We start from the raw sequence: 24325 nt of genomic DNA, 5'->3' as shown, positions 1-24325 counted from the left end.
AGGCTGCTAAAGCGGGTTAAATTAATCGATAAATCGTCAGGTTGAAATTCCCTGACGGTTTTTTTTATTTATATTTGCGGTAGAAAGATGGTTTGACACCGTCTATTTTCTTAAAAGCTTTGCTGAATGACTGGATATCGGAGTATCCAAATTTTTCGGCAATTACAGTCAATGATTCCGTAGTGAACTGAATGATCTCTTTCGCTTTTTCAATTCGTAACATCTGGTGATATTGTATCGGACTCATACCGAATGTTTTTTTAAACAAATGAATTAAATAAAACTTGCTTATTCCTGAGATGTGAACGAGCTCGTCCACTGTCACCTTTTGATCGATATGATGTTTCAGGTAGTTGCGAATTTTAACCAATTCATCCATGTTGGTAACCAGATGAGGATTCTGGTTCCAATAATTCTCGCGAAGGAGATGGATAAACAGTTGAATGAACATACCTTTCACATTGGTCTCGTAATAAGGCAGCTTCATTTGGAATTCATTAATAATTTCAAATAGCATATTCTCGATAATAGCAGGATTTCGAAGCCTCAGGTGGCTCGCAATCTTAAGCGAATTACTATCCAAGACGTCTTCGCGGAACCACATCATTTCCTCCTCAGAAATCTCCTCCAACGGTTTAAAAGAAATTTTCACATCAGGACTGTCTTCCTTAAATATCAAATCAAAATGCAAATGTGGTTGCCGCAACATTCCGGTACCTATTTTCATAATGGAATGCGGTTGTTTCGGTCGAAATAAAAATAAATCCCCAGGTTCTCCTTCATAAGTTTGATTTTCGATGGTTACTTTTAACCTTCCTTCTTTTACATAAAGAAGCTCGTAATCAAATAGAACTCGTTCTGGCAAGTGCCATTGTGACGGAACTCTACTGTCCATTGCCACACGAATATATGGAGAAAGATTTTGAAATAACATTCGGGTCACCTCCGAGAGAAAAATAAATAAAAAGCAATATATGATAAGTATTAAAAAATTATTGCCAATGACTTTTAATTTATACTAATATACAATGAATTCGTGGAAAGCGCTACCGTTAAGCGCTTCCAACATCATCAATACTTAACAATACAGAACAACTTGTTGTATTGTATAAGGAGAGGATGGGAAAGGCATGAATATTATAGGAGGAAAAAACAATGAATGTTTCCGCTGGGTGGATTGCCAATGATCAGGTTGTGTGCTGAATATTGAAAACTGATTGCCTCGAAGATGGCCGGACATGGGTTGCGTAATCGATTACAAAATATAAAGGGGGATGTTAGGTATGACTTATCAGAAAAAAATGGGTTTGGTTGCTTTAGTTATCATGATGCTGATAATAACAGTATTGTCGGGATGTACAGGCGGAAATGAAAAAGTAAGCAATACGGCAGGAAACAAAGAAGGCTCTGCGGATAAGCAAAAGAACAAGTCCCTTACTGTGCTCGTGGAAGGTGGAAGCCCCGCTTTTAAAGTGGCCACAGCTACAGCAGAAGAATTCAAGACTGAAACTGGGTACGAAGTTAAGATAGAGGCTGTTCCTTATATCGGCGTTTTTGACAAGCTCAACGCGGAATTAAAAGCAAAAACGGGTTCTTACGATGCTGCGATAATCGACATTCTGTGGTTTCCTGCATTAGCGAGTGGCTTAGAGCCAATGGATGACCTATTTACTGACGAAGTAAAAAACGACTTATATCCTAGCTTAATTGATGGCGCAAAAGTAGACGACAAAATTCTCGGCATGCCAGTTTGGACCAACTCCAAAACCATGCTATACCGAAAAGACCTCTTTGAAGATGCGAAAGAAAAAGAAGCTTTCCAAAAAGAATACGGCTATGAACTGAAAGTGCCTACCACCTGGCAGGAGTATCGTGACGTAGCTAAGTTCTTCACACGCGATACAGAGAATAACGGCGAGATGGATATGTACGGTACAGGTGTATTAGGAAAAAATAACGGCGATTCCGTTGCGAGCTGGTTGGATCATGCTTTGCAAGCCGGAGCAGATCGACTTGTTGTCGGTGAAGACGGTAAAGCAAATGTAAACACAAAACCATACGTAGATGCATTGGATTTCATCACAAAGATTCTGAGAGAAGACAAATCGGCACCTGAAGGCGCTTTGAATATGGCCTCTGACGAAATTGCCGAGTTGTTCTGGAATGGCAAGATGGCAATGATGCTGGAATGGGGACATTTCTTCGTTCCATCTAACGATCCTGCCAAATCGAAAGTAGCTGGAAAAGTAGCGTCTGCGCCGATGATCGGCGGAGAAGCTGGAGTTGGTGTTGTACCTGGTCCGTGGTACCAAGTGATCCCAGCCTCCTCCAATCAGAAAGATATCGCTAAAGACTACATTAAATTCCTTTACGATCGTAATGACCAATACTTAGCTGCAATTGGTGTAGCAGCTCGTAAATCTATCCTCGAGACTAGTGGACAGAAACCGGAATACGCTCATCTGCTTTCACTTGGAGAGACTTTGGCTGCCAAGCAAACAAAGAATCGCCCTGTACTTGAGCACTGGAACGAAATTGAAAGCGAAGCACTGATTCCTGCTGTACAAGCAGCTTTGTCGGGCAAAAAGACGGCTCAAGAAGCACTGGACGAAGCAGCGAATATCATTAATGACATTCAAGGGCAGTAAAAGTTAATGTGTTGAGCGGAGGAGGGGCTCGCCTTTCCTCCGTTTTCTTTAATCGAAATGAAAAGGATGTGACTCCATGACCAAGAGTGATCGGAGAACAGCCCTGTTGTTCTTTTCACCGGCTGCCGTCTTCATGATTTTATTTTTCGTATATCCCATGTTTCTTTTAGTAAGGGACAGTCTGTTTGATTCCAAAACCGGTACGAAATTTGTTGGCGGAGAGAATTACATGACTGCTTTGACCTCAGATCGTTTTTACCAATCCTTGTACAACACAGTCATTTTTGTAATTGGAGCGGTAACCATTGAACTCGTTCTAGGATTAGTCCTGGCGCTGCTGTTAAGTACAGGTTTCAAAGGCAGTAATCTTGCGCGTACGTTATTTTTAAGCCCACTCATGATCGCACCTCTTGTTTGCGGTTTAATTTGGAAGTTTATGCTCAACGATCAATTCGGTATTCTTAATTCCTTTCTTTTCAAACTGGGTATCATTGATAGCCCTCAAAGCATCTTATGGTTGTCAGATGAAAGATTTGCGCTTCTGTCCTGCATGATAGCAGATATCTGGCTAACTACGCCTTTTATGATGCTGGTCCTGCTGGCTGGCATACAGGGTATTCCTCAAAGTCTGTACGAAGCAGCGCATATTGACGGAGCGAATAGGAGTCAGCGTTTCTGGTTTATTACACTGCCTAGTCTTCGTCCGGTTATGGTTGTCGCTGTCCTGATCAGAATGATAGATGCAGCACGCTCGTTTGATATCATTTGGGTTCTGACCCAAGGAGGCCCTAACTTCTCCTCTTCCCTTCTGAGCACGATGATTTATAACACGATGGCTCGTTATAATCAGGTTGGTTATTCCAGTGCACTTGCCATATTATTTATGATCGCGTTAATGTCGATTTGCGGATTTTTCATGATGCGGTTATGGAATCCGAACAAAAAAGCAGTATGACACAGGGGGTTATCGAATGACTGCATTTACCAAACAAAGATTAACGGTAAGTTCCATGGTAATCCTACTATTAACGGGATTGTTAGTACTTGCCTTCTTATTTCCTTATGTTTATTTAATAATGACTTCTTTGAAAGAATCAGCAGAAGTAATTTCTTCTACCCCGACCTTATTTCCTACTGTTTTTACATTAGAAAATTATAGGACGATGTTTGATGTTCTTCCGATAGTAAAATATTTTGGCAACAGCTTTTTTACTGCAATTGCCAGTACAGTGGTAAGTGTATTTCTCGGATCGCTTGCCGCATATGGTCTGTCTCGGTTTTCCTCCCGTTTGGGAAATATGTTTTTATTGCTGACCCTCGGCGTGCGGATGGTACCTTTAATCAGTGTAGCTGTTCCGATGTACGGAATTATAAACCAGTTAGGTCTTTACGATACGAAATTTGCATTGATTCTTGTTTATACGAGCATTAACATACCATTCGTTATTTGGATGATGATCGGATTTTTTGATGGATTGCCAAAAGAACTGGATGAGTCGGCACGTGTGGATGGCTGCAGTAGGTTAGGTGCTTTTATAAAGATCATTCTTCCTATTTCCCTACCCGGCTTGGCAACAACCTCCATCTTTTGTTATATGATTTCGTGGAACGATTTTTTGATGTCATTGATGATGACCAGTACTTCTGCCAAAACCATGCCTGTCGGACTTTCCGAATTTTTGGGAGCGTATAATCTTGACTTAGGGCCAATGACGGCCGCGGCTGTCTGTTTCAGTTTACCTGTTATGATTTTCTCCATAATGATTCAAAAGTATATTGTAAGCGGCATGACGATGGGAGCAGTAAAAGAATGAGTGAAATGCCGGATTCCTAGGGAATCCGGCATTTTAGGTTTATTTGGGCAAATGGATAGACAATTGAAGCAGGGGAATAAAAGCAATATGTGATAAGTATTGAAAAACCTTTACCAACGACTTTTAACTATTAGTCATATACAATGAAGTCATGGAAAGCACAAGCAAAGTGCTCCAGACAACATCTGTGTATAGACAATATTGGATAAATAGATTGTAGTGTGTGCAGCAGATATAAGGAGAGTGAACAAATGGAGACGCATACTAATGGATCGGTTACTCACCGTGATGCTTTGCTTAAAGCTGAGCAATCCATCACAAAAATAAAAGATACCGTAAACAAGGATATTCTTCGGATGAAGTATCATTTTATGGCGCCGGCCTATTGGATTAACGATCCCAACGGACTTATTTTCTATAAGGGAGAGTACCATCTGTTTTATCAGTATTACCCATATGCGGCTAAATGGGGCGCCATGCATTGGGGGCATGCAAAAAGTAAGGACTTGGTACATTGGGAGCATTTGCCTATCGCGCTTGCACCTAGTGAAGTCTATGATTTGGACGAGCGGGGCGGCTGTTTTTCTGGAAGTGCGGTGGATGACAACGGTATTCTGACGCTTCTATACACAGGAGCAATCATTCGGGACGGTAAAGTCATTCAATCCCAGTGTCTGGCATTCAGTGAAGATGGAATCACTTTTGAGAAATTCGCCAGAAATCCGGTTATAGCCGGTCCTCCTGAAGACGGCTCCGCCGATTTCCGGGATCCAAAAGTATGGCGGCATGGTGATATGTGGTATATGGTCATCGGTTCAGGGAAAGATGGCGTCGGGAAAGCGTTGCTGTACAAATCGCAGGACTTGCGTCAGTGGGAATATGTCGGAGTATTGGCGGAAAGCGACGGAACCATGGGAACGATGTGGGAATGCCCTGATTTTTTCCAGCTCGGTGACCGTTATGTCTTGATGTTCTCGCCCATGGGGATGGGCGACCGGAAAACCATTTATCTCGTTGGAGACATGGATTATGTAAGCGGTAAATTTACCTGGGATAAAATGGGGGATATCGATACAGGTTTCGATTATTACGCACCGCAATCGTTTCTTGACGGCAAAGGAAGAAGAATTATCATTGCTTGGCTAAACGGATGGGATTGGATGCCTTGGTTCAAAAACTTCGGACCAACCGAGAAAAACCATTGGTGTGGGGCCATGTCCGCTCCAAGGACCGTGGAGCTGGACGCCGACGGAAGGTTGAAATTTACACCGGTGGAGGAATTGGAAGTGCTCAGGAGGGAGCATTACCATTTAGAGAATACAATCATTACCCCAGGAGGAACCGCTGTACTGCCCGAATATGTCGGCAGTGACTGTATGGAGATCAAGGCGGAATTCCAACTGGAGGGAAGTAAGGCTGAAGAGATCGGCTTTGTATTAAGAGCTTCTTCCGATGGAACGCAGCAAACGATTCTTTCCTATAATCTACAATCGAAGGAGCTTCGTTTTAACCGCAATCACTCTGACGGGTGGAGTGAAGGCATTCAATCGACCAAACTGGAAACATCGGACGATAAAACGTTGAAGCTTCATATCTTTATTGACACATGTGTTATAGAGGTATATACGGACGATTACCGTACGGCAGTAACCAATAATATCTATCCGGATCCAGCAAGCATTAACATGGATGTATTTGCAACTGGGGATCAGGCCAATCTGATTTCAATCGATATCTGGAAATTGTGCCCTGTTGTTTATGAATCAAACACACAAAATTGATAGGAGAATTTATTTATGGCTAGTAAAAATTATTACGACGTAACAGAGTGGCCTGTCGGTAATCCGTATGAGGATATTGGTGAGGTAATCAATAGCATTATAGCAGATATTAAAAGTAGGCAAACGGACACTGATGTGAATAAAGGCGGAAAGCCGGGTGCGGTTATCTATATTCCACCGGGAGATTATCATCTTGGCAGTCAAGTCGTTATAGACATCAGTTATCTCAAAATTATGGGTTCTGGACACGGGTTTACATCTTCGAGTATTCGTTTTAATACTTCTGAGAATGAATGGGCCGATTTGCATGAATTGTGGCCGGGAGGAAGTCGCATACTCGTAGATATTCCCCTAGAAGTAAATGACGAGGAATATAAAGGAGCTGCATTTTATGTTGAACGAAGTGGAAATCCCCGAATAAGTTCGGTAGAGTTTTCTAACTTTTGTATTGATGGTTTGCATTTTATTGAAGATGGTTCAGGAGAAACAAATCCGGAAAACACATACACTAACCGGAAAACGGGTATTTATGTTGCAAGTGCTTGTGACTCATTTCGGATTACAGGCATGGGGTTAGTGTATTTAGAGCATGGAATTACTGCTTATCATGCAGATGCACTGACTATACATGATAATTTCATAGCTGAATGTGGTAACTGTATAGAACTACGAGGTTGGGGACAGGCTTCAAAAATAACCGATAACTTGATAGGAGCCGGTTTTAAAGGATATTCAATTTACGCTCAAAATTTTGGTGGACTTTTGATTACAGCGAATAATGTTTTTCCACGAGGTGCGAGCAGTATCTATTTTGAGGGTGTGACACGTTCCAGTATCACCAATAATAGACTTCATTCATTTTATCCAGGAATGGTGGTATTCAGGGAAAATTGTTCGGAAAACTTGGTTTCTTCAAATCACTTTTTACGTGACCATGAACCTTGGACTCCTTTTCTGGGAATAGACAATGGTTTAGATGATTTGTATGGTCTCCTCTATATCAGTGGCAATAATAATTCTGTAATTGCTAATCACTTTTCGGAAGGAATTAATACTCAGAACATCAAGCCGGTAGGTGCAACACCTGCAATCATACGTATTGTTTCGGGTAATGGAAATTATATTTCTAATAATCATGTTGTTGCCACGGAGGTTCATGCCAAGATAAGTGATTCTTGTTTCTCTGCGCAAGTAGACGCTTTGTTGACTACCGAAGCATCAGAGCCGCTTACCGTAACAACAGTATTGGTAGAAAAAGAATCGCTTCTCAATACGATTCTTGATTCGGGAAGTGATGCACAGGTTATTATGGACAAGACTGTAAATACATTCAGAGCCACTCCAACGCTAGGAGTAGCATAAATAATATTCAACTATGTTTTTGGGGTGCTTCCTAGCGATGGAAGTGCCTCTTTTTTTTGAATTTATGGGGCGAGTATGATTCTCTCGGGGTTATGATATACTTTGCATAACAGGTTAGTTTTACTATTTCGGGATGAAGATTTGTCCTGGTACTTATAATAGAGAGGTTTTTGACATGACGAATAATTTTTGGCGTGATTTACCACGACCTTTTTTTATACTGGCGCCCATGGAAGATGTGACGGATGTTGTTTTTCGCCATGTTGTAAGTGATGCGGGCAGACCGGATGTGTTTTTTACGGAGTTTGCGAATACAGAGAGTTATTGTCACCCGGAGGGGCATCATGCTGTGCGCGGGCGTTTGACTTTTACAGAGGATGAACAGCCCATTGTAGCTCATATCTGGGGAGATAAGCCGGAATACTTTCGTCAAATGAGCATCGGTATGGCGGAAGAAGGGTTCAAAGGCATCGATATTAATATGGGTTGTCCTGTAGCGAATGTAGCAGAGAATGGGAAGGGAAGCGGCCTGATCTGCCGTCCGGAACTTGCAGCGGAGATCATCCAGGCCGCAAAAGCCGGGGGACTGCCCGTCAGTGTAAAAACAAGGCTCGGTTTCAGTGACCTAGACGAATGGCGCGGCTGGCTAACCCATATTTTGAAGCAAGACATTGTGAATCTGTCCATTCATCTGCGTACCAGAGAGGAAATGAGCAAAGTACCTGCCCACTGGGAACTGATTCCCGAGATTAAGAAACTTCGTGATGAGGTGGCACCAGATACACTTCTGACCATTAACGGGGATATCCTTGACCGTCAGACCGGCCTCAAGCTCGCTGAACAATACGGTGTGGATGGTGTTATGATTGGGCGCGGTATTTTTCAAAATCCGTTTGCATTTGAGAAGGAGCCGAAGGATCACAGTAGTAGGGAATTGCTTGATTTGCTACGTCTGCATCTGGATCTCCATGATCAATATTCAGGACTGGAACCACGTTCGTTCAGACCTCTTACTCGCTTCTTTAAAATATATGTCCGCGGATTCCGCGGGGCAAGTGAATTAAGAAATAGCTTAATGAACACAAAGTCAACAAGTGAAGTGCGTGCGTTGCTCGATGAATTTGGAAGCAAGGAGCATGATGGGGCGGAGGAACGTGGGGATTAAGCTGCCGAGTTAAAATAGAAAAAAGATGTGAAAAGATTGAGGATCGGCTGAATGGAGAGGGGATAAACCCGGAGCCAACAAGCCTTTCCTCTGTTTTTATATGGAGGGGAATTACATGTCCTGGAGCAAATTGAAGCAACAACTGGAGGGCTTTCTCTGTCCTGCATTAAATGGAAGGATAGAATACCGCGCACCGGGTTATCGTTATCTGCCTGATAAATCAGGGATTTGTTATATCTCGGTAGATAAAAAGAACGTACTCAACATGAGTGATAAAACAAACGCTATCAGGTGGTATCAAACGGAACTGGAAATTAAGAATGACCCAGATATCCAAATTCCTATCACCAATGACGACATTGAAGCGGTTAGAAAAGATACCAAGGGGCCAGTCCCGGAGGACCGTCTAATAGTAATGGCCAGAAGCAGAAAAAGCACAGAACATGCCAAAGAGCTTTTGTCCGCACAGGCTTCCTTAAGTAAATCGAATTTTATCGTTGTGGCTAATAAGTTTCTAACTACTCCTATAGAGGAGAGCATGGAGAGCAATGATATTGTATTGAATATTCTGGCTTTGGTGGACAGAAGGGTTGGGAGAAAGCGGGTTTTGAGCATGGCTGAGAAGATGGGGTTGAAGCATCCGGTTGTGCGGTATTTTTATGAATTACGGCGTAGTACATTATGAAGTGAATAATTTTTATTTGCGGATGATCATAGATGGGCAAGGGGCACCCGGCAAATGGATAGGGGAGTGATAATTAAGAACTCACTTTTAAGTGGCTAGTAATTATTAAAGCGAAGATCCTATTTGATTTAGGTCGTTGGTTTATCATTTGTTGGGGGCGCTTCGTTTAGAGGTCGTTCCAACTGAACAATTGACATAGGTGGAGAGCGTGGCTTTATTGATGATGATTGGTACACTGAAATAAATTTTTTTCATTTACTTAAGTTTTCCAATATGATACAGAGTAAAAAACGTTGGTGTTACAGAAGGAGGAGATTAAACTTGATGTAAAATTAATGTGAAAGTCCACCGAATTCCAGCCTAGATGAAAAGAAGGCATAGAAAAGCTTCTGTGCGTCTTTTTTTTTATGCTTATACACAATTAAATGTAAACATCTATTGGAGTGCAACTATTCAAAGAAAATAAAGTATCAGACTCCCCCCCCAATATAAAAGTTGGCAGCATCTCTTTTTGGTGTTAAAAATGTAGAAAAAGAAGGCAGTTCGAACGTTCGAAAAATTTGTAAGCTCTAAAGGATGTTGATTTAAAAGAATTATTGTTAATTCTTTCCGGTTTACCTTTTAATTCTAATTCAAATTTTAATTATACTTAATGTTAATATGGTATTTTTGTTCAATGAGTTAAATAAGGTTATTTAGTTGTAAAATTAGTTTTTAATAATTCGTTCACTAATAGGCATTAATTTATGATAAAATTAAAGATTATAGTATTGTCTACAAGGCAATGCCGAAGATAGTAATGTATAGCTTTTATGTGAAAAAATAAAAAGAGAAGTAATACGATGCATATGTGATCAGCAGCCCGTCCATTTAATAAATGATGGCAGAAAGAGGATTCTGAAAAATGAAAATATTATCCTTGTTTTCAAATATTGGCGTTGCAGAGGCATACCTTGAAGATGCAGGGTTTGAGGTAGTACTTGCAAACGAATTAGTTAAAAGAAGGGCGAATTTATACTCCCAAATTTACCCACAGACAGAAATGGTATGTGGTGATATTACGGATGAAGAAATATATCAAACTTTACTTAGAAAGAGTAGAGCAAGGGGGATTGATATAATTCTTGCAACGCCCCCATGCCAGGGGGCTAGTCGTGCTGGGAAGCAGAAGCAGTATGACGAACGAAACACATTGATTTTTCCTGTTATTCGAGCTATTCAGGATTTGAAACCTATGTATGCGTTTATTGAAAATGTGCCACAATTTCTTGAAACAAAAGTAAAATTAAATGAATACGACATTCTTATCCCTGAACTACTTTCTCAAATGCTCTCCAAAGAATTCGATGTTGACATTAATATTGTAAACACCAAAAACTACTCTGTTCCACAAACACGTGAACGAGCAGTTATCTTAGTTACTCGAAAGGATATCGAAAAAAAGTGGAAAATACCACCTGTAGATCCCGAAGTTGTATCTCTGCAAGATGTAATAGGCAATCTTCCTCCTATAGATCCAATGATTCGAGATGTTACTGAGGATGAACTACTGGAAATTTTTCCGCATTTTTATAAAAGAAAAGAAGAAGCGTTGGGAATTTCTCCGTGGCATAAGCCACCAGAACACGTTAAACGTCAAGTTGTAACAATGATGCACACACCAACAGGTTGTACAGCGTTTGATAACCCGAAGTATTATCCAATTAAAATCGATGGTGATCCAGTTAGTGGATATAAAAGTACGTATCGGCGTCTACGGTGGGTTGATCCTGCAAGTACGATAACAATGGATAATAGGAAAATATCTTCACAGAACAACGTGCATCCAGGAAGATATATTGGTTTAGACGAGGGGGGAGACGTAATGTATACTGACGCACGTGCACTAACAGTATACGAATTAATGAAAGTTATGTCACTACCTGATGACTGGCCAGTTCCAACTAATACTTCGGAATCTTTTTTTCGATCAATTATTGGTGAGGGTATCCCTCCTTTGTTTGTTAAAAAGGTCTTTGAAAAACTATTGTAGTTAGGAGAATTAAGATGTTTCAATTGAGAGGGTTATCATTATTTTCTAATGTAGGGGTTGCCGAAGCGTACTTTGAAGATATCGGAGTAAAAGTACCTGTTGCAAATGAACTAATTGAAAAGCGTGCTGCATTCTATAAAGAAGTTTACCCTGAAACTAAAATGATTGTTGGAGATATTACTAAAGAAGAAATCCGTGATGAAATTGTAAAAGTTGCGATAAAGGAAAAAGTGAATTTAATAATAGCAACTCCGCCGTGTCAGGGGATGAGCGTTGCGGGCAACCGAGATCCAGATGATATAAGAAATCAGTTAATATCATACGCAATTGATGTGATTCATCGTATTAAACCAGATTTTGTATTTTTAGAAAATGTTCCAAGACAACTAAAAACAAAGATTAATATAAATGGAGAGAGTATAGGTATCCCAGATTACATCAAAAGAGAACTGGAAGAGGGGTATACATTTAACCCCGAAACCCTGGCAAAAGCTAAAGATTTTGGAGTCCCACAACTACGAGAACGAAACATATATTTACTAGTTAAAAAGGAATTGGGGATTGTTTGGGGATTTCCTGAAAAACAAGAAGAAGTCACTTTGGAAAAAGCGATAGGGGGATTACCTTCCTTAGATCCTATTTTGCGTGAAGGAATGCAACTTACGCTGGAGAAGTTCCCTGAATTTGAAATAAAAAAAGAAAATGCAATGAAAATATCAAAATGGCACCGCCCACCTACCCATCCGTGGAGACAGGTGGAATGGATGATGCATACGCCGACGGGCAAGTCGGCGATTTTTAATGAAGTTTACTATCCTTGTAAAAAAGATGGAACACCAATAAAAGCGCATCATAATCATTATCGAAGGATGAATTGGGACAAACCTTCCAGAACAATAACCATGTTTAATGGGTTTTTATCAACATTAGCTACGGCACATCCAGGTCGAGAATTTCAATTTGATGGTTTTACTTTATTCAGCGATGCAAGAGTGCTGTCAATATACGAATTGCTCACTGTTATGTCTATTCCTGAGACTTGGAGTATCCCAGAATGGGCAGATGATTCTTTTCTAAGATCTGTTATAGGAGAAGGAATTCCTTCAAAAATGGCAAGAGATATTATGCTGAATTTAATTACGCGCCTGAATGAAAAGAGAGTAACTTGTAATTAGGAGGCTTGCAATGCCTGGGGACAATCTTTTTCTTGTAGATAATATTTCATCAGACAATACAGTAAGTAAATATTTAAGGCAATGGTGTGGGGTTTCAAAGCAGTTTGATATAGCCACAGGCTATTTCGAAATTGGTGGATTACTTGAATTAGATGGTGAATGGCAAAAAATGGACAAAATTCGTATTATTCTTGGTTCAGAGGTCACGAAAAGGACTGGTTCGCTTTTAAGTGAGGCTGTTAATTTTTTGTTAGACCACTTTAAATCAAGTATTGATTTAGAAAAGGAGAAAGATGAATTCCTTTTTGGTGTACCTGCTATATTAAGTGCCCTTAAATCTGGGAAAATAGTATGTAAAGTGTTTGATAAAGAAAAGTTTCATGCAAAGGCCTATATAACGTATTTTCGCGAGGAATACCATCAACAATTTATTGAAGCAATGAATGTTCCAAATGGGTACGGATTAGTGGGTTCAAGTAATTTTACTAGAGCAGGATTAACTCGTAACTTTGAATTAAATGTTCAATTTGCATCCAATGTGGATCAATTGCAACGGTGGTACGAAGACAGATGGAATGAAGCAACAGATATTAGTGAAGCCATTCTTAGCAGTGTCGAACTCCATTGCAGGAATTATTCACCTTTCGATGTCTACATAAAATCTATGTATGAGCTATTTATGACTAATGAGGAAACAATATCTGAATGGGAAGAGCGCGATTCTAAAATCTTTCCTTTGCTTTCTAAGTATCAAATTGATGGATACAACAGTCTGGTGAAAATTGCTGCAAAGTATAGAGGAGCACTTCTTTGTGATGGCGTTGGTTTAGGAAAAACATTTCAAGGTCTTATGCTTATAGAGCGTATAGTGAAAAAAGAACGTAAGAATGTTGTGCTTATTGTTCCAGCAGGAACAAGACTTCCAGTATGGGAAGCGAATATTAAAAAGTATATGCCTGAAATTTTGGAAGGTTTCTACACCTTCAAAATTATCAATCATACTGATCTCCTGCTTGAAAAAAATAGTAACCTGATGGAAAAAATATCTGAACAAGCAGAATATGTAATTATAGATGAAGCTCACCATTTTCGTAATAGAGGTTCGGGGCGATACCGAAAGTTATTTGATATGATGGAACGCGGACCTGAAAAGAGAATGTTTCTATTAACAGCTACACCGATAAATAATAGTTTTTTGGATTTACAGCATTTAATTGAATTGTTTACTCATCGGCAAGATAATTATTTTTCCGGACCTCCTTTGGGTATTCATAGTGTATCAGGTCATTTCAAGAAAATGGAATCTAAATTGAATCTTGTAGTAGACAATGATTATGCAAACACGAGTGAAAATTTGACGGAAAGTGAAGTTATTTTTAGAAATGACGCTCTTGTTGATGCATTGGTTGTACAAAGAAGTCGTGCATATGTAAGGAAAAGTTTATTAACTTCAGATACAGAAAAAGTTTTATTCTCAGTTAGAAAGCCTCCAATTGTGGCGGAATATTCATTAAAACGGAGTTATGGAAAATTAATTAACGATTTTATCGATTCTTTTTATCGTGTGGACAACTTAACCGGTAGAACTACTCCACTATTAGCTCTAGCGGTTTATTCACCATACGCTGACATATATTTTATCGGGGACAAGTCCAAGATTGATAAGATGAAACAGGGGCGCCAAAATCAAATTGTGAATCTCATACGACAATTGTTGTTAAAGCGCTTTGAGAGTTCTGCAGCTGCATTTGAGGAAACGAGTATTCGTATTTTTGTTAGGTTGAGAAAGTTCCTTGAAGATTACAAAAGTTATGGCAGCGAACGAGAGATTAATAGATTTTTTGAACGCCATCAACGTGTAACAAATTATATTTCCCAATACATCAACTCTTATACTGCCCATTCATTGGAAGAATTGGAAGATGATTTACCAGAATACTTGTGGGAAATAGAGGAAAATTTAAATATAGAAGATTTCGATATTCAAATTATGCTAGAGGATACTCTCGGAGATTTAGAAGTCTTAGGTGGATTTGTTAAAGAGTTAATGGAAAAAGATGAGAGCAGCGACGATAAAATTAACACCTTAATAAGACTACTGCGAGAAAATGGGCTACTACAAGGGAAAAAGGTAATAATCTTTTCTGAATTTCGTACAACAGCACAGTATATTCATCGCAAATTACTTAGAGCTGGTTTTGATAATGTTTTTGAGTTAGATGGCCAATCTAAATTTAACAGGAAAGAAATAATAGAACGATTTTCCCCCTATTACAACGATAAGCGTTCTTCAGAGATTGAAAATGAAATTCAGATTCTAATTGCAACTGATGTTCTAGCTGAAGGCATAAATTTGCAGGATGCAACTTGTCTCGTAAACTATGAGCTGCACTGGAATCCTGTTCGATTAATGCAACGAATCGGTCGTATTGACAGAAGGCGTAGCAAGGAAACAGAAGAACTTTTGCTGCTTGATCACCCTAATTTAACTTCAGGTAGAGAATTTGCGTATTATTGGAATTTTCTCCCGCCAGAAGAGTTGGAAAGGTTACTTTCGCTTTATCAAAAAGTCTCAAAAAAAACCTTGCGTATTTCACGAGTTTTTGGTATTGAAGGCAGGAAACTTCTTACTCCAGATGATGACTATGAAGCGCTAAAGGATTTTAATTCTGCTTATGAAGGGGAAGAATCCAAGGACGAAACTCTAGCTCTTGAATATCAATCCCTCATGCAAGAATATCCTGACTACGCTAGTCGATATGTCCAATTGCCTAAAAAAATATTTAGCGGTAAGATATCATCAGAGAGAAAAGGTATATTTTTCTGCTATGAGCTACCTAATAAGAAAGTAGACGGGAGTTGGACATCTGGTGATGGCTTCTATAAATGGTTTATATTTGACACTCAGAGTAATGAAGTGAACGAGCATGTTTTTGAGGTTTGGAAGACTATTCAATCTCAATTGAAAGATAATAGAATACTAACAGTAACAAATGGTGAGTTTACTTCTATTCGAAAGAAGATAGAAATTTATATTAATAAAAGTTATATGAGAAATATCCAAGCTCCGATAGGCATCAAACCTCGACTAGCTGGGTGGATGGAATTGGGATAAGGTGATGAAAATGGGATATAACATTCAGCGTGTTCATGATTTTCAAACTTTTTTAGAATATTGCGTATTTAATTTATCTTGGGAAATTGATGCTGACTATTTCGAAGATATAGATGACATAGTGTATGATTTTTGTGCAAATGACATTGGTATTAGGGATGAAGAATTTTCTACAATCCTCTCTTTAAAACAATTACGTCCGCTTATTGAGAATCAATTGTGGGGGATTTTTTCTATTGAATTTGATAAAAAAAGTCTCGATATTACATCCCTCAGAAAGATTTTCTCAAGACTTATACCTGGGAAGAGAAGTAAAGATTATGCAACATGGCAAAAGGAACACCTCTTATTTGTCTGCTTTTGGGGTGAAGAACCTAATAGAACTATAGGATTAGTTCATTTTGAGGAATCAGATTCAAAGATACCGGTTCTCAAGATATTTGATTGTACACCTAGAATGGAAGAGCGTTTTCAGCTCGAAGGGTTTGAAGCTAAATTAGCGTGTCTAACTTGGCCTATTCATAATGAAGAAGCTGGCTGGTTTAATGTTTGGAAAAAGGCATTTACAACTAGATATCGTGAAAATATTCGCGATGCAAAGACACTAACTTTAGCCTTAGCTGCTAAAGCGGTATTGATTAAGGGATTATTAATAAGGGCTTTTGCAGTAGAAAACTCGAATGGAAAAACGAGAGCTTTATATGAAAGCTTTCGTAGCTCATTCAATTTCGATTTTTCAGAACTGGAATTTGCTGATATGTATGCACAAACGATTGTATATGGATTGTTTTCTGCAAGATGTATGTCTGAAAAAGGTGAGTTTAATCTAAATTTGGCTTTGGAGAGTCTACCTAATACAAATCCGTTCTTAAAAGCACTACTCGCAGAATGCTACTCAAAAACGGAGGGGCAGCTATTTGATGAGTTTGGCATTCAAGATTTAGTAGAGTTATTAGCCAATACAGATACAGCAAAAATATTAATGGATTTTAACAGACAGACTGGTGGTGGTAAGGAAGATCCTGTTATTTATTTCTATGAGGCTTTTTTGGATGCATACGAAAGCGAACAAAAGAAACGTAAGGGAGTCTACTACACCCCCTACCCTGTAGTAGACTTTATGGTTCGTTCTGTAAATGAGCTTCTCAAAAGCAAATTTGATGTTTCAGAGGGTGTAGCATCTGGGAAAATTTCTATCTTAGATCCTGCGACTGGTACAGGTACTTTTTTGCGCAGAATTATATTGCAAGCATTTGATGAATTCAAGAATCTTAAAAGTGGAATTACTTCAAATCAATTGAAGCAGGAATGGAATTTTTTTGTACAAGAGAATTTATTGAAAAGGCTTAATGGATTTGAATTAATGATGGCTCCCTATGCTGTAGCTCATATGAAGTTAGCGATGGTCCTAAAAGATACAGGGTATGACTTTTTAGTTCCAACTAGAATTAATGTTTTTTTAACAGATACTTTAAGCGGCTTGGCATCTGTAATAGAAAAGGATCTCCAAAGCCAAAGCATTCTTTCGATAGAGGCTACAGAGGCAAATAAGATTAAGAATTGTGAAAAGATTAACCTAGTGATAGGTAATCCTCCATATTACGCTGATAGTAAAAATCAGGGCGACTGGATTATGAATCTTATGGAAGATTATAAACTTGAACCTGGAACGAGTACTCGATTGCAGGAACGAAATTTTAAAGTGATTAATGATGATTATGTAAAGTTCATTCGATTCGCCCAAAATATGACGAAAAATCAAGAGCGAGCCATTATTGCATTTGTAACGCCTCATAGTTATATGGGGAATTTAACTTTTAGAGGAATGCGTTGGAGATTATTGGATGAATTTGATGAAGTGTTTATCATTGATTTACATGGGAATGTCATGAGTAGAGAGCGTTTTGAAGGTGTGGAACGGGATGAAAATGTTTTTGATATACAACAAGGAATAAGCATAAGTATTTTTGTGAAATCTGGGGAGAAGGCACCGGGCGCTTTAGCAAAAGTACATTATACTGAGATAACGAGTTCGCGTGCAAATAAGTATTCTAAGTTGCTTAAAAGTTCAATAAATAATATAGATTGGACTACAGTTAAACCCATAGCTCCTAATTTCTTTTTTAAGCCTGTAGATCTTTCAAATCTAGAAGTTTATCAGAATGGTATTAGTTTATCACACCTTTTTCCAAAGTATCTTGGTGGTGTAAAAACTCATAACGACGAAGAGTTGGTTTCTTTCCAACCCTTTCAAAATGAATTTAATCAGTTTTATGATTATCGCCCATTTGATATTCGTCACATATATTATGACAGACGCAAAGTGTCTCGTGATCGTTATGAGGTAATGAAACACTTTATCGGAAAAGTAAACTATGGTCTAATTATTTCTCGCCAAGTAGTTGCTGATAACTGGTCTCACGTCCAAATAGTAAGGAATATGGCGGATAATCGTGTTCATTATAGTAGAAAGGGTATTCCAGTAGAGTGCCCGATGTATTTGTATAATACTGATGGTAGCAAAACAGCTAATGTGGATGCACAAGCCTTAATGCAAATTAATGAAATTACAAGTTTAGTATTCGACATGGAAAATGGAATAAGTGATAACCTCGGTTCTTACAACATGCTTGATCTCTTTGATTTCACTTATGCTATTTTAAATAGTCCTGGTTATCGCACAAAGTATAAGGAGTTATTATCCATTGATTTCCCGCGGATTCCTCTTCCACATTCAAAGGAAATGTTTGTTACTGTAATTAAATATGGTACAAAATTGAGAAAATTGCACTTACTGGATATAGACATTCATGAATCTTATGTGCCTCAGTTCTGTGGTTACGGTAATAATGTTGTGATTAAGTCAGCTAAATATCAAAACGGTCGAATTTATATTAACAATACTCAATTCTTTAATTTTGTATCAGAGATTGCATGGAATTTTTGTTTAGGTGGTTACGCACCTGCACAAAAGTGGTTAAAAGATCGAAAAGGATACGAGCTTTCACAGGATGATATCAGTCATTACATAAAAATGGTGGGCGTTTTCAATATTTCAAATGAGCTTATGCAATTAATTGATGTGGATTTGTTGAAATTCGGTATTATATAAATAACAACATAACCATCGTTGAACTTGATTCTCAGACTATATTATGAATATTATTTATTTCTTTTAATTAATAAAAAGAGCGAATGAGGTAAGAAACAACACCTATTCGCTCTTTTTATATGATGTGATGATAAGGAGTTTAATCGTTTTTCGGAAAATGTTGAAGAAACCAAAACAAATGAATTTTCTTAATTATTAAATATATATGCAGTAGCTATTTTTTGTTGCAACAGATTGAATAGTTTGGTGAAACATAAAGATTCAGTATATTAGAAACTTTTGCAACTGTAAGCCAAGCAATATATTTTTCTCGAAGATAGACAGTTTAATATCTGATGGTGAATTTGCGTTGCTCCTTATTGGAGTTGTATTCCGGAGCTCACAGGCAATGGAGATAACGGCTTCGTTTGTTTGCGGGTTTAAGATTGGAGCAGCCCTGGTGATTGAAGGTTTATCCGACTCCAAATAGCGTGGTCTCTATCCACCAACAGTTTCCCCAAATTACATATTTCCATATATCATCTCTAAAGACACCAACCACGGTGTCTTTTTTTCTCTAAGAACACAACCCAATGACATTTACCCCATTGCAGGAATATCCTTACAATACATCGAATTTCCTACATATTAATTTCAAATACTTATACACAGAAGGAATGGCCATGGACGAAGAAAGATATCTCATTTTAATTAAAAGCAAAGATCGCACATCAGATATCGCATCATATGAACAGATGGGCCTCAATATACAGGTGACTTATAAGAGTTCCCCTAAAGTGTACAATTACTCTGCAACTGATGTGGTTATCCTAAACAACCCTGTTATTAAGGAAATAACAAGGGATCTAGCTATATTCAACAGGGATAACCCTTTGATTAATGTTACTCGGCTGCTAGATTTCGGTCCGAGAGCGCGTGTGGTTTTTAGAAATGGAACAAATAAAGTGTACGAAACGAAGCATGTCCGAGTCGAAAGCAGCGGGGTAAAGAATTCTGACGCGCGGATGATCATGGATTATTGGCGAGCTATTTCCGGTCATATCAAGAACGGGGAAGAACAGCCGGACATGGAGGCTTTTGTGAAGCGGGAATTTGCTAAGCTCACCTTTGTGGATTCTGACAGTGTATTAAGTCATTATGTGAATGTACAGCCAGTGAAAGCGGACAACCTTGTCGATTTTAAACCTATATTTCCGTTCAGATATAACCTGAGCCAGAAGACGGCTCTTGAACATGCTATGAGTAGTAAGATCAGTATTATCGAAGGTCCACCGGGTACAGGCAAAACCCAGACCATTCTCAATATATTGGCGAATTTGACTGTTATGCAGCAGAAGACGGTGGCTGTGGTGTCAGGCAACAATGCTGCTGTTCAGAATGTGCGTGACAAGCTGGAGGCGGAAGGCTATCCTTTTTTGGTTGCAGCACTTGGAAATAAAGAAAACAAGAAAAGCTTCTTTGAAAACTTGTCTGTTGGGGACGTCTCCGGCTGGAAGAGTGATCGGCCTGAATCAGAGATGCTGTCGAAAGTACAGGAGTTGGATGGCCGAATTACCCGGCTAATGGATTTGGACGTTGAGAAGGCGCGCTTGAAGCAACAGTTGTCGGCGTATGTGCTGGAGCAAAAGCATTTTGAGAACTATTACACCAAGCAGGATGTCCAGCATATGGAGAAGTTGTCTTTCTATCGTGAAACACCTGAGCGGATTTTAGAGTTTATGAAAGACAGCCACTTTGCGGTGAGGAAGGGAAAAGAGAATGGCCTCTTTTACAAGTTCAAGCTTTTTGTCAAACATGGGTTTACCGAACTTAAGTACTTGAAGGAACAGGGCGGAGATGTAATTCTGAATTTTCAACGGAAGTTCTATACTCTGCGTATTGAAGAGCTATCGGGCCGTATTGACCAGATTGAAAAAGAATTACACTTTCAATCTTATCAGTCTTTATTGGAACAACACCAGCAAAATTCAGCTCAGCTTTTTCGGCATAGGTTGTATGAGAAGTATCGAGACCTACCCAAGGTGGAATGTAATGCGAAAAATTATATCGAGAGCAAAAATTTTAAATCCTTCATCGATTATTATCCGATTGTACTGAGCACTACTCATTCTTTGCGCAACTGTATTCCCGCTAACTATTTGTTTGACTATGTCATTATTGATGAGTCTTCGCAAGTGGACCTTGTGACAGGAGCACTTTCGCTATCCTGCTGCAAACGAGCTATCATTGTTGGTGATACAAAGCAGTTGCCGCAAATTGTTGACATGGAGATTGAGCAGATTGTTGGAGACGCTGCATCCGTTGGATTCGATGAAGCTTTTAGCTATTTTCAACATAATCTGCTATCGTCAATGATTGCCCTTTACGGTGATGATATTCCCAAGGTGATGCTTAAAGAGCATTACCGATGTCATCCGAAAATCATTCAATTCTGTAACCTGAAGTATTATAACGGTGATCTGATAACATTTACAGCCGAAGAGGATACAGATGTTCCTTTGCTTATTTATAGAACGGCACCGGGTAATCACATGCGGGAAGTGACACAAGGGAAAAAGGGGAAGTTCAATCAGAGGGAACTGGACGTTATTGAAGGAGAAGTTCTAGCGGGTTTGGAGGAAGTGGCAGCCAGTCATACAGATATTGGTTTCGCCACACCTTACCGGAAGCAGGTTGAGAAAGCATCGGTACAGTTTGAGGAAGATATCGAGAGCGATACTATACATAAATATCAAGGCCGAGAGAAGCCAATAATGGTGATGTCCACGGTGTTAGATAGGACCCGTTCTGGGAAAATAGGTATAAAATTTGTGGATGATCCCTGCAAGATCAATGTGGCGGTCTCCCGGGCGCAGAAGCAGTTCATTTTGGTGACCGACCATACGTTATTTCGGAAATATGGTAATGAAATTGGCGATCTCACTCGGTACATGGAGTACAGCACACTGGATGACAATGTGGTGGAAAGTGAGGTCGTATCCATATTTGATTTGTTGTATCAAGAGTACTCGGACAAGCTTCAGGTTTTTAGAGAAAGGGCTAAGGGGATAAACGTGTCCAAATATAAATCGGAGAATCTTATGCAGGCGCTGCTTAAGGATATATTGCAGGAACCGGCATATAACGGGTTTATACTGGGGAATCAGATCCTTCTTAAGAACCTTTTTTTGAATGTAGATAGGTTGGAGGAACATGAGCGGCGTTATGTTCGGAATAGGTCATCTGTTGATTTTGTGATCTATCATAAGTTGGATAAAACAGCGGCACTTGCCATTGAGGTGGATGGCTTTTCTTTTCATGAGAATAAACCAGAACAACTTAAGCGTGATGAGATGAAAGATAGCATTTTTGAAAAATATGGGATGAAGTTAGAAAGGTTCGCAACCAACGAAAGTTCGGAAGAGCAAAAGATTAGGAGACTACTAGATACTATTGTGCAATCAAGCTGATGCTTGGTCATGGTGTTGAAGATATTTAATGGCTTAAACCTTAAGGGCAAGACTTCTAAAAATAAGCAAGTGATAAACAATGAATTTAGAAATGGTTATGCAGGAGCTTGAAGCACTCGGCAAAGAACGAATTAAGAAAATATACTTATCCAATGGCAACATGAGCTGCCTCTATGTTTATACTTGATTCCCAAAAATAATTGGAAAACACAGAATTGAGATGAACCCAGTGAAAAAAGTTGGCGTTATTAAATTTGGTGGAATTACATTGATCCTATCTGGGATTCTCTTTTTTGCTCAGTATCTATTTGTTCTGCCGATACCCAGTCCTCCACTCTCGGATGCAGAGCTGATGATATGGCTGGGGAAATGACGGTTTAATTTGGCCATGGCGGACGAATTGCTTTTCTTTGCCACCTTATTGTTGATCCCGTCAATCGTTGCCTTGTATCAGATACTGGTGAAGGTAGATATAGTCAAAACATGGTTGGGATGCGGTCTTTTGGCTGTGGTCATACCTATCAATATATTCCTGGACATTATCCTGGGAAGACTGGTCTATCCCGTGTATGATATTGAACTTTCACTAGATATCTACAAGTTGGTACTGAGTATATACTATGGAGGCATGCATCTTGTAGCGATCGTCTTCAGTGCAGCTACCATCATATTGTGTCTCATAATAAGAAGAAGCGTGATTGGCAAGCCTGTAGCTTATTTAGGATTTATGGTAGGGATACTGGACTTGATCGGCGCTTATCCCTGGTTGATTGGAACCTCTGTGGTATTTGTTTCGCAGCTGCTTTTCGCAGCATGGTTTGTGATGCTCGGGTTGAGAATGATCAGATTGAAAGTAGCAGAAGGATAGGTTTGCAGTAATAAACTAATACTCGTGACAAGCGTCACGGGTATTTTGTTGCGTCCTGATTTGCTATAATTGACCGCTGCACAAGCGGGCAATGAAGGTAATGCTATTTTCAGAGAAGAGATAGCCAAAATTTGAGGTTCTGTAAAGAGCATAATAAACTGTACTCAAAGCAGCAACGGTTCAAATATCAATTGGACACGACCGCCGTTTTGAGAAAGAAAGGATGTAATATGTATCAAGGAAAGTTACGGAAAATCACTGTTAGAAAAGACAGGAAACGGAGACATGGAATCGATCTTCAGGCATTTCCCTTGATTTTCGCTCGGCTTACTTTTTTCGGTTACGTTTCCACATGGGCTAAAAAAGGCTTGGAAAAATTCAAAGGTAGCCGGTGCTGCAACAAATAGTTGCGGATAGTGTTGGGTTTAGATACGATGGGGGTATGGGACATAGTGATTTCTCCTTCGTAAAAAGTGTTGTGGTGACTACTTTTTAACACAAGGAAAGCACCTTGTCTCTATTTTTTTGGTTTTTACAATTTACTGGAAGTAAATTTGCTCATTTATAGCTATAACGATGATTACAAATGAAGGAGATGTGATACAATGAATTTTTCGTTAGAAGCAATTAAAGAAGCACATAGTAAATTTACTGGTGTTGACTTCCCGAAGTTGATTAAAGAATTCAAACTTATGGGGATGCAAAAAAATACCTACGACCTTCAAACAGGACTTGTAACGTATGAGCATGATAATGGTGAGCAAATCAAAGTTCAGTCGAATGCAGTTGATGTGCCGATCAATATCATGTCCTCAAATGCTGTTGCACAAGATGTACTGAAACGACATCAGACCGGAGAGACGGATTTCTTGACATTTTGTAGAGAGATTGCTGGCGCAGGTGTATATAAGTGGGTCTCGGACATGGACAAGATGAGTTGCAGTTATTATGACATTAAAGATAACGTTGTGATTGTTGAAGAGATACCGAACGTAAGGTGATATAAAGAAAAGGCCAATAAATGCGGCTCTTCGCTCTACTGGATGGGTAAAGCTGGCTAGAATAGAATCATAGATTTATCTGTATTAATAGATTCCTAACCCCTGGTATAAAAGGGGA

Annotated in this window: 15 protein-coding genes and 1 pseudogene; 15 read left to right on the top strand and 1 reads right to left on the bottom strand. The window is 39.1% G+C overall.

The window, feature by feature from the left end; translation table 11 throughout:
* Positions 1-64: 64 nt before the first annotated feature.
* Positions 65-934: an AraC family transcriptional regulator gene (locus J2T20_RS19970; protein ID WP_307591097.1), complete on the bottom strand. Its 870-nt coding sequence runs from the start codon at positions 932-934 to the stop codon at positions 65-67.
* 349 nt (positions 935-1283) lie between these two features.
* Here J2T20_RS19970 and J2T20_RS19965 point away from each other — a divergent pair, with 349 nt between their 5' ends.
* From J2T20_RS19965 to J2T20_RS19895, 15 genes and pseudogenes are all read left to right on the top strand, one after another.
* Positions 1284-2648, top strand: a complete 1365-nt coding sequence (locus J2T20_RS19965; protein WP_307591095.1) for an ABC transporter substrate-binding protein — start codon at positions 1284-1286, stop codon at positions 2646-2648.
* Between the two features lie 76 nt (positions 2649-2724).
* Positions 2725-3603, top strand: a complete 879-nt coding sequence (locus tag J2T20_RS19960) for a carbohydrate ABC transporter permease (RefSeq protein WP_307591094.1) — start codon at positions 2725-2727, stop codon at positions 3601-3603.
* Positions 3604-3619: 16 nt separating this feature from the next.
* Complete coding sequence (locus J2T20_RS19955) at positions 3620-4462, top strand: carbohydrate ABC transporter permease (RefSeq protein WP_307591093.1); 843 nt, start codon at positions 3620-3622, stop codon at positions 4460-4462.
* 251 nt (positions 4463-4713) lie between these two features.
* A complete protein-coding gene (locus tag J2T20_RS19950; RefSeq protein ID WP_307591092.1) occupies positions 4714-6243 on the top strand; it encodes a glycoside hydrolase family 32 protein in 1530 nt (509 codons plus the stop codon).
* A 15-nt stretch (positions 6244-6258) separates the two neighbouring features.
* Entirely contained in the window at positions 6259-7605 is a 1347-nt protein-coding gene (locus J2T20_RS19945) for a NosD domain-containing protein (RefSeq protein WP_307591091.1), read from the top strand.
* 175 nt (positions 7606-7780) lie between these two features.
* Positions 7781-8770: a tRNA dihydrouridine synthase gene (locus J2T20_RS19940; RefSeq protein ID WP_307591090.1), complete on the top strand. Its 990-nt coding sequence runs from the start codon at positions 7781-7783 to the stop codon at positions 8768-8770.
* Positions 8771-8885: 115 nt separating this feature from the next.
* Positions 8886-9455 (top strand): SF0329 family protein, encoded by a 570-nt coding sequence (locus tag J2T20_RS19935; protein WP_307591089.1) that lies wholly within the window; start codon positions 8886-8888, stop codon positions 9453-9455.
* A 904-nt stretch (positions 9456-10359) separates the two neighbouring features.
* Positions 10360-11487, top strand: coding sequence for a DNA cytosine methyltransferase (locus J2T20_RS19930; RefSeq protein WP_307591088.1), 1128 nt, complete (start codon positions 10360-10362; stop codon positions 11485-11487).
* Between the two features lie 14 nt (positions 11488-11501).
* Positions 11502-12662: a DNA cytosine methyltransferase gene (locus J2T20_RS19925; protein WP_307591087.1), complete on the top strand. Its 1161-nt coding sequence runs from the start codon at positions 11502-11504 to the stop codon at positions 12660-12662.
* 10 nt (positions 12663-12672) lie between these two features.
* A complete protein-coding gene (locus J2T20_RS19920; RefSeq protein WP_307591086.1) occupies positions 12673-15777 on the top strand; it encodes a helicase-related protein in 3105 nt (1034 codons plus the stop codon).
* Positions 15778-15781: 4 nt separating this feature from the next.
* Positions 15782-18889: a type ISP restriction/modification enzyme gene (locus J2T20_RS19915; RefSeq protein WP_307591085.1), complete on the top strand. Its 3108-nt coding sequence runs from the start codon at positions 15782-15784 to the stop codon at positions 18887-18889.
* 662 nt (positions 18890-19551) lie between these two features.
* Positions 19552-22338 (top strand): AAA domain-containing protein, encoded by a 2787-nt coding sequence (locus J2T20_RS19910; RefSeq protein WP_307591084.1) that lies wholly within the window; start codon positions 19552-19554, stop codon positions 22336-22338.
* A 79-nt stretch (positions 22339-22417) separates the two neighbouring features.
* A pseudogene (locus J2T20_RS19905) lies at positions 22418-22495 on the top strand (DNA alkylation repair protein); the annotation flags it as partial.
* 231 nt (positions 22496-22726) lie between these two features.
* Positions 22727-23206 (top strand): hypothetical protein, encoded by a 480-nt coding sequence (locus J2T20_RS19900; RefSeq protein WP_307591083.1) that lies wholly within the window; start codon positions 22727-22729, stop codon positions 23204-23206.
* 605 nt (positions 23207-23811) lie between these two features.
* Positions 23812-24207, top strand: coding sequence for a DUF1398 domain-containing protein (locus J2T20_RS19895; protein ID WP_307591082.1), 396 nt, complete (start codon positions 23812-23814; stop codon positions 24205-24207).
* Positions 24208-24325: the final 118 nt, after the last annotated feature.

It is taken from the genome of Paenibacillus wynnii, assembly GCF_030812855.1.
GTDB lineage: Bacteria > Bacillota > Bacilli > Paenibacillales > Paenibacillaceae > Paenibacillus_AQ > Paenibacillus_AQ wynnii_A.
This window is presented reverse-complemented; position numbering and strand designations above follow the sequence as displayed.